This window comes from Bradyrhizobium sp. WSM1417 (assembly GCF_000515415.1).
In the GTDB taxonomy this organism is placed as follows: domain Bacteria; phylum Pseudomonadota; class Alphaproteobacteria; order Rhizobiales; family Xanthobacteraceae; genus Bradyrhizobium.
The window spans coordinates 2188818-2203488 of the sequence record NZ_KI911783.1; the positions used below are offsets into that span (position 1 = coordinate 2188818).

At 58.8% G+C, this 14671-nt stretch carries 10 protein-coding genes and 1 pseudogene; 9 read left to right on the plus strand and 2 right to left on the minus strand.

Features of this window, described 5'->3' with window-relative positions; all coding sequences use genetic code 11:
• The first annotated feature begins 440 nt into the window (after nucleotides 1–440).
• Nucleotides 441–1169 (plus strand): SDR family oxidoreductase, encoded by a 729-nt coding sequence (locus BRA1417_RS0110465; protein ID WP_027515773.1) that lies wholly within the window; start codon nucleotides 441–443, stop codon nucleotides 1167–1169.
• 426 nt (nucleotides 1170–1595) lie between these two features.
• Here BRA1417_RS0110465 and BRA1417_RS42440 read toward each other — a convergent pair.
• Nucleotides 1596–2356, minus strand: a pseudogene (locus tag BRA1417_RS42440) (IS5 family transposase).
• A 223-nt stretch (nucleotides 2357–2579) separates the two neighbouring features.
• Nucleotides 2580–3815, minus strand: a complete 1236-nt coding sequence (locus BRA1417_RS0110485) for an IS701 family transposase (protein ID WP_027515776.1) — start codon at nucleotides 3813–3815, stop codon at nucleotides 2580–2582.
• A gap of 751 nt (nucleotides 3816–4566) precedes the next feature.
• Between BRA1417_RS0110485 and BRA1417_RS0110490 the strand changes: the two genes are divergently transcribed.
• From BRA1417_RS0110490 to BRA1417_RS39900, 8 genes are all read left to right on the plus strand, one after another.
• Complete coding sequence (locus BRA1417_RS0110490) at nucleotides 4567–5520, plus strand: ABC transporter permease (protein ID WP_027515777.1); 954 nt, start codon at nucleotides 4567–4569, stop codon at nucleotides 5518–5520.
• On the plus strand, nucleotides 5510–6415 hold the full coding sequence (locus BRA1417_RS0110495) for an ABC transporter permease (RefSeq protein WP_027515778.1): 906 nt from the start codon (nucleotides 5510–5512) through the stop codon (nucleotides 6413–6415). The genes BRA1417_RS0110490 and BRA1417_RS0110495 overlap by 11 nt, the downstream gene beginning before the upstream one ends.
• Before the next feature lie 13 nt (nucleotides 6416–6428).
• A complete protein-coding gene (locus tag BRA1417_RS0110500; RefSeq protein WP_084462175.1) occupies nucleotides 6429–8867 on the plus strand; it encodes a CoA transferase in 2439 nt (812 codons plus the stop codon).
• An 11-nt stretch (nucleotides 8868–8878) separates the two neighbouring features.
• Nucleotides 8879–9100 carry an acetyl-CoA carboxylase biotin carboxyl carrier protein subunit gene (locus tag BRA1417_RS0110505; RefSeq protein ID WP_027515780.1) on the plus strand — a complete coding sequence of 74 codons (222 nt, stop codon included), beginning with the start codon at nucleotides 8879–8881 and terminating at the stop codon, nucleotides 9098–9100.
• An 86-nt stretch (nucleotides 9101–9186) separates the two neighbouring features.
• Nucleotides 9187–10707 carry an ABC transporter substrate-binding protein gene (locus BRA1417_RS0110510; protein WP_198034810.1) on the plus strand — a complete coding sequence of 507 codons (1521 nt, stop codon included), beginning with the start codon at nucleotides 9187–9189 and terminating at the stop codon, nucleotides 10705–10707.
• Nucleotides 10708–10768: 61 nt separating this feature from the next.
• Nucleotides 10769–11806, plus strand: a complete 1038-nt coding sequence (locus BRA1417_RS39895) for an ABC transporter ATP-binding protein (RefSeq protein ID WP_051448308.1) — start codon at nucleotides 10769–10771, stop codon at nucleotides 11804–11806.
• Nucleotides 11807–11850: 44 nt separating this feature from the next.
• Complete coding sequence (locus tag BRA1417_RS0110520; protein ID WP_027515782.1) at nucleotides 11851–12834, plus strand: ABC transporter ATP-binding protein; 984 nt, start codon at nucleotides 11851–11853, stop codon at nucleotides 12832–12834.
• A 19-nt stretch (nucleotides 12835–12853) separates the two neighbouring features.
• A complete protein-coding gene (locus tag BRA1417_RS39900; protein WP_035968432.1) occupies nucleotides 12854–14404 on the plus strand; it encodes an acyl-CoA carboxylase subunit beta in 1551 nt (516 codons plus the stop codon).
• The last annotated feature ends 267 nt before the right edge of the window (nucleotides 14405–14671 follow it).

The window sequence follows — 14671 nt, forward strand, 5'->3', positions numbered from 1 at the left end:
CTCACAGACATTCGTTTGCCCGATCAGATTGATTATCGTCGCTGCGTCAAGCACGCAACACCGGTGAGTCTCCGGGGCGGGACTGTAGCTACGAGTTTCAGCTTGAAGAACGGCCTGTCCGGCCGGACGATTCCGCTGCGACGCCCTGCCCTTCGACTTTCGCCGGCATGAGGGTAGGAAAAGACTCCGCGAAAACGAACCGCACGCTCCAGCCGCTGAGCAGCAGGGGCAGCACTGAAAACTGTCGGATGGCTCGCTCTGGTGCTGTCAGTCTCGCATTCAACCAGACGAGCGGCCGGGCATGGTCTGGCGTCAAAAACGGCCATGAGTCACCCTCGTTTGCAGAATTTCCCGTCATTTGGACTACCTTTCGCTGCTAATAGGCGTAGCTTCTCACATATCTTTTTGGGCTAAGCGAAAAGCGGAAGAGTGCTTCTTAAATGACCACAGTTCTGATAACAGGCGCGAACCGAGGCATCGGACTTGCGCTCGCGCGCCAATACGCCACTGATCGTGCCGATGTGATTGGCTGCTGCCGTGAGCCGGCAAGGGCCGACGCACTAAAGGATCTCGCGGCCGCGTCCGAAGGTCGCGTGCGGGTCATGCAGCTCGACGTGTCCAACGAGGCTTCTATCGCGTCGCTTGAGCGCGCGCTCAGCTATCAGCCGATCGATATTCTCATCAACAATGCGGGAATCGTGGGTCCGGAAGCCCAGTCGGCCGACAGCATCGACGTCGAAGGCTGGATGACGACATTGCGCGTCAACGCCCTTGCGCCAATACTCATAGCCCAGGCGCTGCGCGATAACTTGAGGCGCGGCTTCGAGAAGAAGCTGGTGGCGATCAGCAGCGATGCCGGGTCTACCAGCATCGACTCTTACGGTGGCAGTGCTCTTGGCCGCAATAGGTATGCCTACCGGGCCTCGAAGGCGGCGCTGAACAACGGCATGCGTGGACTCGCACGCGACTGGGCGAACGACGGCGTGTTAGTAAGGATACTCAATCCCGGTTTCGTGCAGACCGACATGACCGGCGCACGCGCCACTGGCAGTACCGCCTCCATATCTCCCGAAGATAGCGCGCGCGGCATCATTCGACGGATCGCAGAGCTGGCACCGGACACCAGCGGTTCTTTTCTGGACTGCCTGGGCCAGGTGGTTCCGTGGTAATTCTTATCCGCTTCAGCCTGAGCAACCGAGCGTAAGGGCGGCCTCAGGGCCGATCTCGTCGAGACATTGAATGAGAAATGGCCACCGTTACGTATGACACCTTTACGACTACAAGATCTTCATCTGGGATCAGCGAACCGGCGATGGCAAGACCTCCACCTGCGATGGCGTCCGGCGGCTTCGACTTCAACTTGCTAGGTGTCGACTCCCCGCATCGCTGCAAGAATATTAGATTGCGGGTCATCTTACGTGCGTTCGGATTTAGCTCTGATACTAATAAGGTGGAGGGCGCGACCGTCTCCTGGTTGCCCGAGAATACGAGTCAGAAATTACCGGACCTTGCGCGACAGCATCACGCCGATGCTGCCGACGACGCCGAGGCGGCGTTGCGTGGCTTTCAACTACACCGAGTTCTAGGGTTCAGACTCAATTGATCCAATAAGCGACGAGAGCGGCGAGGTGGACGGCGGCCAAGAAGTTTCTGGCAAGTTTGTCGTAGCGAGTAGCAACACGCCTGAAATCCTTGAGCCGGCAGAAACAGCGCTCGATAACATTGCGCCCTTTATAGAGGCGCTTGCTGAAGCTGTGGAGGGTTACCCGGTTGGATTTGTTTGGAATGACGGGTTTCGCGCCGCGATTGACGATTTCGGCGCGAAAGCCGTCGCCATCGTAGCCTTTGTCCCCAATGAGGGAAGACATGGGCGGCGCGAGCTTCAAAAGGGCCGGCCCTGCGGCAATGTCTGCGGCTTGTCCCGGAGTGAGATGAAATGCGCAAGGTTTGCAATCAGGGTCGCTCAGCGCGTGGATTTTCGTGGTCCGCCCACCGCGCGAGCGGCCGATCGCCTGTTCACACTCCCCCCTTTTCCGCCGCTCGCCGAGCGATGCGCTTTGATCGAGGTGGAGTCGATCGACAAAGCCACTCGGTCCTTGCCGCAGCGGGCGAGCGCTTCAAAGATCGCCTGCCAATGTCCGCGCTTAGCCCAGCGATTGAACCGATTGTAGATCGTCGTGTAAGGGCCATAGTCGGACGGGCAATCGCGCCAGCGTGCGCCGCACTGGAGCATGTGAATGATACCGCTGATAATGCGTCGATCGTCTTCGCGCGCCGGGCCGGTCTGGTTCGTTGGCAGATGCGGCTCTATCTGAGCCCACTGCTTGTCGTTGAGCCAGAACAGTCCTTTGCGCATCGAAGTCCCCCGTGCCGAATCAACTTGGCACCAGGGAATCAGAACTCGCTAATTAGGTACAGACCCTAGCATTACAGTTGCATTTTTGATTTGAAGTGAGCGCGTTGGGCGTTAGCTTGGTGAGCTCTGCGCCAGCAAGACCATGCGATGATGTGTGCGGGTTGAATACGGTTTCGAGCGAGTCTGATGGCAATGCGGCGGATTTCCTGGATTGACCAACGGATCAGTGGCGCCGTGGCTGTGTTTTGGCTTTTGCCGGGGGGCGCCGTTTTGTTTTTTTGGGCGGTGGCGGGTTAGCGCGATGTCGGATCGCAGCCATCATGGCGAAGGCGAGCATCACCAGGGACACGTGACGGTGCCAGCCATGCCAGGATCTGCTCTCGTTGTGATCGAGCCCGAACTCGTTTTTCGCGGTTTCAAAGCTGTCCTCGATCGCCCATCGATGGCCTTCGACCGCGACCAGCGTTTCAATGGCTGTTCCCGCTGGGCACCAGGTGGTGAAGAAGGCGAGGTCATCATCGGCGATGCGACGACGGATCAGTAGACCGCGTGTCCACAAACCGTCATTTGCACTGTTGAACTGCTCGGCCTCGAGATCGGCCAATTCGAGATAACACCAATCGTGCAGCCGCGGTCCTTTGGTTCCGGCTCCCGCCGACAGGCGCTTCCAGTCGGATTGGTGCCGCGTCCGGGCGAGGTCTGCAGCCGTACCGGCGACCGGCGGTCGCTTGCCCCAGGATCGAAACACATGAGCGCTGCTGACCCCAAGCACGTAGCCTTTGCCTGCCCGACGTAGTTGCTGTTCGATGTCGCCAACGCCGTAGACTGTATCGCCGGCAACCCACCTGAATGGTACAGACGCGGCTATCGCGCGTGCGATCATTCTCGTCGCAAGCTTTGGTTTGGTCGCAAAGCCGACATCGGCAGGCACATATGCGGCTTCCAGACGATCCGGATCGTCGGTCCATTCCTTCGGAAGATACAGCGCGCGGTCGATGAACGCATGACCATGACGCGAAACGTAGGTAGCGAAGACTCCGATCTGGCAGTTCGTAATCTTGCCTGCCGAACCAGTGTATTGCCGCGCCACTCCGCATGACGCTTTGCCCTGTTTGAGAAAACCGGTCTCATCGATCACCAGCACCGCATCGTCATCCGCCAAATGCTCGATGACATAGTCGTGCACGATATCGCGCAGGGCATCAGCGTCCCAGTCTCCACGACCCAGAATCGCCTGCTGCCGCCATGGGCCGGGATCGCCAGCCGCCTCCGCGCGCATCCAACCGGTCTTGCGTTGCTCATCTCCGAGCAGACCTTCCAGGAATAGACCTGCATTCGTCGCAACACGCTCTTGCGTGAACAACGGACGTATCCGTTGCTTGATCTCTCGAAGCGACGCCGCCCACAACGCAAGCGTCTCCTCAACCAACGCGGCCCTCGCCCACGACATTCGAATCATGGTTGCCCATGGATTCAGAAGCCCGTAACAAAAGCAACTGTAATGCTAGCCACATAGGAGAAGCCGCGCGATTTTGGCTGGCGATATCCAGTTGCGAGACTAAGCAGATCTTAGCTTTATCTCGTTCGGAGGACATATTCGATGCGATTGTAGAACCTCGATGAAGACGATGACACCGATCTGGACCTCGGCGTGACATTTGATGTTCGCGATGATGAAGGAGACGATTTCGAGGTATGGACGAAGCTCTCTTGGAGCATTGTCGAAGTGGTCGGCTTTGTGGCTCCTTGATGCGGCGATATGGGCAACCAGGAAGGCCGAAATGTTTAGGCCGTCTATCAGGCCAACTTCGCCGGGTTCTCCTTCGGCTTTCGGCCGGGGTGGAATCCCGGGCGAGCCAGACCAGGTTAGCGCTGCGGCTCGGCGTCATCGTGGCTCGAATGCGGTGCCGACCCATCAGTCGCTCGATCCGCGTCAGCCCATCATCATGAATAACATATCATGAGAACATTTAAGATCGGCGGACGCCGGGCCCGCGACTGCCATGGAGCGGCCGGCCTCGCCCCGAAAGACCTTTCAATTTGCAGGATTTCTGCATTCTCGGCCCGATCTTCGCGATCTTTAGGCATCAGCCTGCCTTAGATTACTTCGAGCGCAGTTGGGCGACGATAATCAAGGAAACCACCCCAAGCTCTAAACAGAGGAAGCGTGGAAGTATGTCGAGGGCGGCGCACATGCCGGGACGAAGCTAATGGTGGGCTTCCTCATCCGGCGGGTATTACAAACGATTCCTGTTCTGTTTATCGTCACCGGTCTGATCTTCGGCATGCTATGGATGATTCCTGGCGATCCGGCCCGTGCTTTCGTTGGCCCCGGCGAGGTGCTGGACGAGCAACAACTCGACGTTATTCGTAAGGAACACAGTTTCGATCGCCCCGTCGTTGTTCAATACGCGCTCTGGCTTGGCAAGATCGTGAAAGGTGATCTCGGCCGCTCGGTGCAGACCAACCGTCGTGTGGCCGGCGAGCTGGCGGAGAGGGCCCAGGTCACTCTCGGTCTCGGGCTGATGGGCGTACTGCTCGCCGTTGTACTCTCGCTTCCGGCGGGCATCGCTTCGGCGATCTATCGCGGGCGATTCGCCGATTACCTTGCCACGATACTCTCCGTTGGCGCCGTCGCGATCCCTGGCTTCTGGCTCGGAATCGTCATGATCCTGTTGTTCGGCGTGGAGCTACGGTGGCTTCCGGTGCAAGGCTACGTGCCGTTCAGCGACAGTCTCCGCGGATGGCTCGCCCACATCGTCCTGCCGGCAATAGCGCTCGCGGTCACTAGTTGCGCGCTCCTCATGCGCCAGACGCGTTCCGCCATGCTCGAGGTCCTGGCTCAGGATTACGTCAGGACGGCGCGCGCTAAGGGTATGCCGAATTCCATCGTGATCTGGGTTCATTCCTTGCGCAACGCGCTGCTCCCTGTTGTTACACTGTTGGGTCTGCAAGTCGGGCAAATCTTTGCTGGCGCGGTGGTCATTGAAACGCTTTTCGGCATCCCCGGCTTGGGCAGCTTTCTCGTACAGGCGATTTTTCAGCGCGATTTTGCGGTCGTGCAGGCCGCGGTTCTGTTGATCGCACTGGGCGTTCTGACTGCCAACCTCATCACAGACGTCGTATGTGCATGGCTGGATCCGAGGATCAGATATGGCATCTGATGCGATTGCCGGATCGGTGCGTTCGCCGTTGATCACAGTGCTCACGAAAAGCCCGCAACTCGTAATGCTTCGTAAGCTGGTCCGCATTCCCAGAGCCGTCTTTGGCATTGTGGTGCTCGTTGCCGTGCTGATTTGCGCGATTTTCGCCGAACATATTGCGCGACTCGATCCCGAGGACATGGACTTCGGCAACCTCCTGAGCGGGATGACGGTCGCGCACTGGCTCGGATCAGACCAACTCGGACGCGATACATTCTCGCGGCTGGTCTATGGGAGCCAAGTTGCGCTGTCGGTCAGCGTCGGCGCGATCGGTCTTGGGGTCCTGATTGGCGTGCCGCTCGGGCTCGTCTCAGTCTATTTCCGTGGCTGGGTCGACGATCTCCTGATGCGGGCAATGGACGCGCTGACGGTGTTTCCGAGCCTTCTCATCGCAGTAGCATTGGCGGCGACGCTTGGCAGCTCGTTGACCACGGTCATTCTCGCTATCGGCATCGCCAACGTGCCGTGGATCGCCCGTGTCGTTCGGAGCCAGGGTTTGTCAGTGCGAGAGCAGGATTACGTGGCGGCGGCCATCGCTGGCGGCATGAGCAATTTCGGCGTGATTGTAAAACATATCTTTCCGAATACGCTTGCTCCGATCATCGTACAAGCGACGCTCGGTATGGGCTACGCAGTTCTGGCGGAAGCGGGGCTTGGCTTCATCGGTGTCGGCGTGCAGCCGCCGACCCCAACGTGGGGCAACATGCTCCAGCAGGCGTTTCCACTCCTGGAGCGCCAACCGTTGATGTCGATTGTGCCAGGGCTGGCGATCTTTTTGCTCGTATTGGCCTTCAACTTCATCGGCGACGCGCTTCGCGACATCCTAGATCCTCGGCTGAGGGGCGTCGTTCACTAGGGACTTGGAAAGAATGCAATCAAAAAATCAAAGCGCCTTAGCAGGCATGACAGTGATCGAAATCGGCAGCGGAGCAGCGAGCGCATATTGCGGTCGGCTGCTTGCAGATGCAGGAGCATCGGTGACGGCCGTCAGGATGATTGGCGATGCGCCTACGATCGCGCGTGAACGGACCGACCCAGAACTTGCTTTTTCCGCCTACTTGTCTGCCAACAAGTCGATGTCCGATGCTGCATTGGAGTTGGAATCAATTCAACGTCTGTGCCGAGATGCCGACCTCGCGTTAATCGGTGAAGACTCCAAATTCCGCGCGTGCGACGTCAACCCTAAGAGGGGAGCCATCGATCTAACCTGGTTCGGCCGTAAGGGACCCTATAAGGGGTGGGAGGGAAGCGATCTTGTCATTCAGGCTCTGACCGCGATGCCTCATCTCGCGGGACCGGTGGAGGGACCGCCTCTGCATGCAGGCGACCGTCACGCGACGATGATCGGCGGAGTCACCGCCTATATCGCGGCGCTCGCCGCAATGCTCGCGAAGCCGGCCCGAGTTACCCGGAGTTTCGAGCTCAGCATCCTTGAGGCAAACCTCGTGGTCAGCGAAATGCATATGTATTACGTTGAACAAGACGGTGCGCCGATAAAGCGACAGGGCATCAATCGCTTCTCGCCCATTGGTCCGGTTGGGATCTACCCCTGCAAGGACGGCTGGGTTGGGATCACTGCGACGACGCCAGATCAATGGAAATCGCTCTGCGTCGTCCTGGGGATGGAAAAGGAAGGGGCCGACGAAAAGCTCGCGACACGACAGTTGCGGTTTGAGCGGCTCGATGAAGTCGAACAGGCCATGATTCGTGCCCTCAGCGCGGGAAGAGCTGAGCATTGGGCCGAACGTGGCCGCCGCTATCGGGTGCCGATCGTGATGGTGCCCGACGCCGCAGGAATTTTGAGCCATCCAATCTTTGCGGCGCGGGAGTCGCTTGCAATGCTGTCCACGCGGAGTGGCCAGCTCAAGGTGCCTCGCACCCCCTTCAGTCTCAGCAAGACGCCGACGCATACAATACTCAACGCAGTTGACGGCAAGCTAATTGCTCAATTGGGGGGGACTGCTCAAAAGCCGCAAGGTGGAGCACTCCAGGATGACTTGCCGTTGTCGGGCCTCACGGTTGCGGACTTTACAATGGGGTGGGCCGGACCGATGGCGAGCCGGTTGCTTGCCGACTTGGGCGCGGAGGTTCTGAAAATCGAGGCGGGACGCTATCCCGATTGGTGGCGCGGCGTGAACTGGACGCCGGAATATATCGCGGCGAAGCAATATGAGGCGACCAAGCATTACTGCGGACTTAACCGCGGCAAGCGCGGTATCACCCTCGACCTCACGAAACCTGCGGGCAAGAAGCTCGCGCTCGCACTTGTCGCCAAGGCGGACGCTGTCATCGAGAACCAGGCTGCCGGAGTAATGGATAAGCTGGGCCTCGGGTACACCGATCTCGTCACGGTGAACGCCAACATCGTCATGACCTCAATGTCCGGGTTTGGAACCGGCAACGCCTGGTCAAGCACGCGTGCATACGGTTCGACGTTGGAACAGGGGTCAGGGCTTCCCCATTTCATGGGCAGTCCGGGGACACCACCGACGATGGCCCATATGGCCTACGGTGATCCGGTAGGCGGGCTCTATGGCTGTGCGTCGCTTCTTACGGCGGTTTTTCACAAGCGCCGCACCGGCGAGGGGCAATACGTCAATATCAGCATGGTGGAATCCATGCTGCAGTTCGCGACGCCGGCGCTGCTGCAATATCAACTCGATCCTGCCGCTCCATTGCGACGGCGGAACCGGCATTCGCTCTTTGCGCCGCACGGCATCTATCCATGCGCAGGGGAGGACCGCTGGCTCGCCGTCGCTGTCGAGAGCACAGAGATGTTCACAAGCCTCGCACGCGTAGTCGGACGCAGCGATTGGATTGGCGAGGCCGCATTCGACTCGGCTGCTTCACGAAGGCAACGCCATGATGACATCGATGCTGCTATCGTAGCTTGGACGAAAAAGCAGGAGCCACATCAAGCGGCAGCTATACTCCAACAGGCTGGTATTGCGGCGGCGCCCGTCCTGCACACTGAGGAGATTGTTCAAAACCCGCACCTCATCGCGACAGGCTTTTTTATCGACCTCATTCGCGACATATCTGGACCACAGCGCCAAGCAGGCATCGCTATCATGCAAGACGGCGGGCGTCTCGGTGCCCGCACCGCAGCACCGCTCCTTGGCGAGCACAGCTGGATGATCCTTGAAAAGCATCTCGGGCTCGAGCGCGCCGCCTATGAAGAGCTAGTGGATGATGGCGTAATCACCTTCGCTCCAACGTCTCTTCGACGCATGCTCTCGCAACCAAAATCAGAGATCGCGGCTCTTGAAACTAACGCCGAGCCGCACATCGGCGTAAACCTAGTTTAGGTCTGACAACAATGGCGAAAATCGAAATCAAAAGCGAGCTTGCAGGCATCGTTCAATCGCTCCCGGCGGTCGGACAGACCGTCGCTGTCGAAGACGAGCTTGTGCTCCTGGAGTCCATGAAGATGGAGATTCCGATCGTGTCGAGGTGGGCCGGAGTGGTCACCGCAGTGTGCGTTGAGCGCGGCGCAACGGTTGCCGAGAGCGATGTACTTGTCGTCATTGAGACCCGATAGTCCCCGGTTTTGGGACAATGAAGAGAGGGAGAACAAGAGTGACAGAATGTCGTTATTTTCGATCCGGACTACGTCTCGTAGCAATGATGCTCGGTCTACTCGCCGCCGCGCCGCTGGCCGCGCAGGAGAAACCGCAATACGGCGGACATTTGCGAGTCGGCTACGGTTACGAGCCAACGTCGCTCGATCCGGTCCTCGGGCGCTCGGGGGGCGACCACTATTTCTTCCGTCAAATCTTCGATCAACTCGTCGACGCCGACCAGGCGGGTGTCCCGGATGCATCGTCGTCGCTCGCGACCGCGTGGGACATTTCCGAGAACCCGGACGCGATCACCTTCACATTGCGTGAGGGCGTCACATTTCACGACGGCACGCCCTTTAATGCTGATGCGGTGAAGAAGAACATCGAGCGCATTCTCGATCCGGCGACCAAGGCGACGCCGCGAAGCAACATGGCCATCATCAGCTCCGTCGATGTCCTCGGCGACCACAAGATCAAGTTCAACCTGCGCGGTCCATGGGCGTCGGGGCTCGGGCTGCTGGCGGACCGCGGCGGCGCGATGAGCTCGCCGACCGCACTCACAAAGCTGCTACAGGATTACGGCTGGAATCCTTCAGGCACCGGGCCGTTCAAGATCAAGGAGGTCGTCACCGGCAGCTACGTGCGGATGGTCCGCAACGAAAACTACTGGGGCAAGGACAAGGCAGGCAACAAACTGCCTTACCTGGACGAGATCACCATCGAAATCATCAAGGACGAAACCGTCCTCGCTTCGGCGCTCAAGACGGGCCAGATTGATATCGCCTATCTCCCGAACCGCGAGGTCGACGCGTTTCTTGCGGACAAGAATTTCAAGGTCGAGAAGATCGAAGGTCAAAACTTGGCCTCTCTCCTGGTGTTCAATCCGGAGATCGCGCCGATGAACGACATCAACCTGCGCCTCGCGGTGGCGCATGCGATCAACCCGGCGGATATCAACAAGGCAGTCTTCCTCGACAAAGCCATCGTCGCCGATTCCGGCATGTGGCCTGTCAAGACCTGGGTCTATCAACCGAGTCCGGCGCTCGCGTCGTATGATCTGAAGAAGGCGAAGGCGGCCTTGGCAGCCGCCGGCAAGCCAAATGGCTTCGAACTCACTATCCTCACCTACCCAGATTCGTTGACGCAGCAGACGGCTGAGATCCTGCGTGCCCAGCTCGGGCGGATCGGCATCAAGGCGAATATTGAGGTACTGGCAGTCGGACCGGCCACGGAGAAATTCTTTTCGGCCAAGGCATCGCCTCTGTACCTGACATCGTGGAGCCGCAGTCCGGAGCCGGACGAAATCGCGTCTAGGAGCTTTAAGAGCGGTAGCTACTACAATCCGAGCAAGCAGGCGAATGCCGAGTTGGATGCGCTGATCCAGCAAGGCATATCGACCTATGATCAGGCCAAGCGCAAAGAAATTTACGCCAAGATCAACGAAATCGTGCTTGGCCAAGTGCTGTGGCATCCGATGCTCTATGGAACGGCATACGTCGCTGCTCCTAAGAAAGTTCAAAACCTGAAATCGCTGGTGACCTGGGATGGAAAGATGAGCCTGAAGAACATCTGGATCAAGCAGTGAGAGAGCCGGAGGCGGCTGGCGGCACGCGAGCCGCCTCCTCAACGGGTGAGCTTTCGTGAATATGAAATCGTCAGAATGGCGAGAGGCTCAGGATCGGCACGCGATCCTTGAAGTTCGCAACCTGTCGACCGGAATTGCGTCTCCTGGAGCCTTCGTCAAGGCCGTAAACGGAATGTCGCTTTCCGTTCGCAAGGGTGAAACCCTTTGCGTCGTCGGTGAGAGCGGATCGGGGAAGAGTGTTACCGCACTCTCGATCATGCGGCTACTCAACTCGCCGATGCGGATAAGCGGCGGCGAGCTGCTGCTTGAAGGGCGAGATCTGCTCAAGCTCAGCCAGAAGGAGATGAACGACGTTCGCGGCAACGACGTCTCCATGATCTTCCAGGAGCCGATGACGTCGTTAAACCCGGTGTTGACGATCGGCTACCAGATCGCAGAGGTGATTCGCCGCCATCAGGGGCTTTCAAAAAAGGAAGCGCGATTGAAGGCGGTAGACATGCTGACGCTGGTGCGGATCCCTGAACCGGCGCGACGGGCGCGTGAGTACCCGCACCAGCTTTCTGGCGGCATGCGGCAGCGCGCCATGATCGCCATGGCGCTGTCCTGCAATCCGAAAGTTATCATTGCCGATGAGCCGACGACTGCGCTGGACGTAACGATTCAGGCCCAGGTGCTGGAGTTGATCCGCGACCTGCAGCGACGTCTTGGCACGGCGATGCTGTTGATCACGCACGATCTCGGCGTGGTCGCCGAGACTGCCGACAACGTCATCGTCATGTATGCCGGACGCAAAATCGAGGAGGCGCCGGTGCGTCAGCTCTTTGCGCAGCCGAGGCATCCCTATACGCGCGGCTTGTTGAAAGCGATGCCGCGGTTGCGATCGAGCGTCAGCGAGCCGGAAGGCCCCTCGCCGCATTTATTCGAAATCACCGGCATCGTGCCTCCCCTCACCGCGTTGCCTACGGGCTGCTCGTTCGCGCCCCGATGCCCGCTAGCGGAAAACATCTGTCGCGAACGAGTGCCCGATTACGAGCAAGTCGGCCCCGGTCATTGGGTGGCATGCTGGAAGTCTACTGCGATTCAACAGGCCACACCATGAATGCGCGTACAACGCCGGCTGCCGCACCGTCCGGACCTCCCTCAGTGACCGCCCCGGTGCTGGAGGTGGTTGATCTTCAAAAGCGATTCGAGATCAGACGCGGCATGTTTAGTCGCGTCGATGGGCATGTCCATGCCATTGACGGTGTTTCGTTCGCAATTTCGCAAGGCGAAACGCTTGGTCTAGTCGGCGAGAGCGGTTGCGGCAAGTCGACCGTCGGCAGAACTATACTCCGGCTGATCACACCCTCCGAGGGTCGCATCGTTCTCGGTGGTCACGACATCACAAAACTCAGCAACCGCAAACTGCGGCCGCACCGGCGCAACATGCAGATTGTGTTCCAAGACCCGGCTTCTTCGCTCGATCCTCGCCAGAAAGCCGGCGACATTGTCGGCGAGTACCTGAAGATTCATGCGAAGCTATCGAAGCAGGAATTACGCGAGCGCGTAACCCAGCTGTTCCAGAAAGTGGGGTTGCGCCCGGCGCAAATGGAAAATTATCCGCACGAATTTTCCGGCGGGCAGCGCCAGCGGCTGGGAATCGCGCGAGCACTGTCGCTTAACCCGAAAATCATCATCTGCGACGAGGCCGTGTCGGCGCTTGACGTCTCCATTCAGGCTCAGGTCATCAATCTGCTGCGCGACCTCCAGGACGAACTCAATCTCTCCTACCTGTTTATAGCCCATGACCTCGCTGTGGTCGAACACATCAGCCACCGCGTTGCAGTAATGTATCTCGGCCGAATCGTCGAGCTCGCCGACAAGCGCGAGCTGTTCGGTAATCCACTACATCCCTATACTGAAAGCCTCTTGGCCGCTGTTCCTGTTCCAGATCCGACAGTCGAGCGAAGCCGGACGATCGTGCAGGGCGATGTAGCGAGCCCCATCGACCGTCCTTCCGGCTGTCATTTTCATCCACGCTGCCCATACGCATTTGGACGCTGCAGGGTCGAAAGTCCACCACTTCTTGAAGTGACGCCGGGCCGTGTCGTGTCGTGTCACCTGCGGCAACCTGCAACCCCCAAGTAGACCCTGCTGGAGCATACAGATGTCCTGGACTGAAGAAGTCGCCGAATTGAATCGGCGCAAGAAACTCGCCGAGCAGATGGGCGGCGCGGAAGGCGTCGCGAGGCAACGCCAGCGCGGGAAACTAACGGTTCGCGAGCGAATTCACAGACTGGCCGACCCGGATAGCTTCCGTGAATTCAGAGGATTGGTCGGCACTGGGGAGTACAAAGACGACAAGCTCGTCAGCTTCGTTCCAAAGCCGGAGGTCGAAGGGACGCTCCATATCAACGGGCGCAAGGCCATCGTGCAGGCGAGTGATTTCACCGTCCGCTCAGGCGCGACGGCGACGGGACAATTGGGGCAAGAGATGTCTGCCAGCGCCAGAGCCACAGAGTGGCGTCTGCCGCTGGTCCGGCTGCTCGACACCGCAGGCGGCGGTGTGCGCGCTTTTGACGAGCTTGGCCGGACTTACCTACCTGACGGCAACCTATATCACGCGCCGGAAGTTAGGCTCCTCTCGCTCGTTCCTGTTACCTCAGCGCTGCTCGGTTCCGTAGCAGGGTATGCGGCGATTTCGGCAGTGTTATCGCACTTTAGTGTCATGGTGAAAGGGATCAGCCACTTGTTTCCTGGCGGTCCGCCAGTCGTCAAGGCCGCTGTCGGCTATGACATCACCAAGGAAGAACTGGGCGGCGATGCCATTCATGTCAACGTGAGTGGCTGTATCGACAACCTGGCTGAAACCGAAGACGACGCATTCGCTCAGATCCGCAAGTTCCTGAGTTATTTGCCGTCAAGCGTCGATGAAATGGCACCGCGTGTGATAACTGGCGATCCGCCCGCGCGTGCGGACCAAGCGCTGCTCTCGATCGTGCCGCGCAATCGCCGTAGGCCATTCGACGCACAAAAGCTGATTGAACTAATTGTCGATAGGGGCTCTTTCTTCCAGATCGCGCCGCGCTACGGGCGCTCTCGGATCACAGGGCTCGCGAGGCTGAATGGCTACACAGTCGGCATCATGGCCAACAATCCCATGGTAAACGGCGGCGCGACAGATGTCGCTGCTGGCAGCAAAGCCATCCGGCTGATGCAACTTTGCAATACTTTTCATCTTCCGTTGATTTCGCTTGCTGACGAGCCTGGCGTTCAGGTTGGCCTTGAATCGGAAAAACAGGGAATTGAAAGGGCGGGAGCGCGCCTAGTTTCCACTGTCTGCCTGAGTGAGATGCCTTGGTGTACGGTTGTGGTTGGGCGGCTTTATGGGGTCGGAGGCCAATGTCATCACCGGCCGTCCGGGATGTTCCGACGTTACTGCTGGCCGTCGGCATGCTGGGGTTCCATGCACATTGCGGGTGGAGTGTCAGCGGCCTTCCGCCGGGAGATCGAGGCTTCACCTGATCCCGAAGCGAAACGAAGGGAGATCGAGTCCAGGCTGAATGCGATCGCCTCACCCTTTAGGACCGCGGAGGCCACTGGGCAGGATATTATCGACCCGCGGGAAACAAGAGCGCTCTTGTGCGACTTTGTCGAGGACGCGCAGCGTATTCTGAGAAACCAACTCGGCAGACCACCAATTCCGTATCTTCCTTGAGGGAGGATGCCAGAAGGAGCTTCGCTGTTGTTCGCGCCCCAAGGAATCGAACAGCAGCGGCTCGGCCGAATGAACCTGTTATAAGGTGGATCGCAGTCCTAAAGGTTGCGCCGACGGCGGGGTTTATGGATATATGGCCATCCCATCGTCGAGCAGTGCGGACTGGGCGAGCGCACTAGGATAGGGAATGAGATGGCTCTGATCCAGCGCTCCGAACACCTCTGGGAATTTCGGGATACCTGCAACGTTTACATTCTGAAAAGCGGC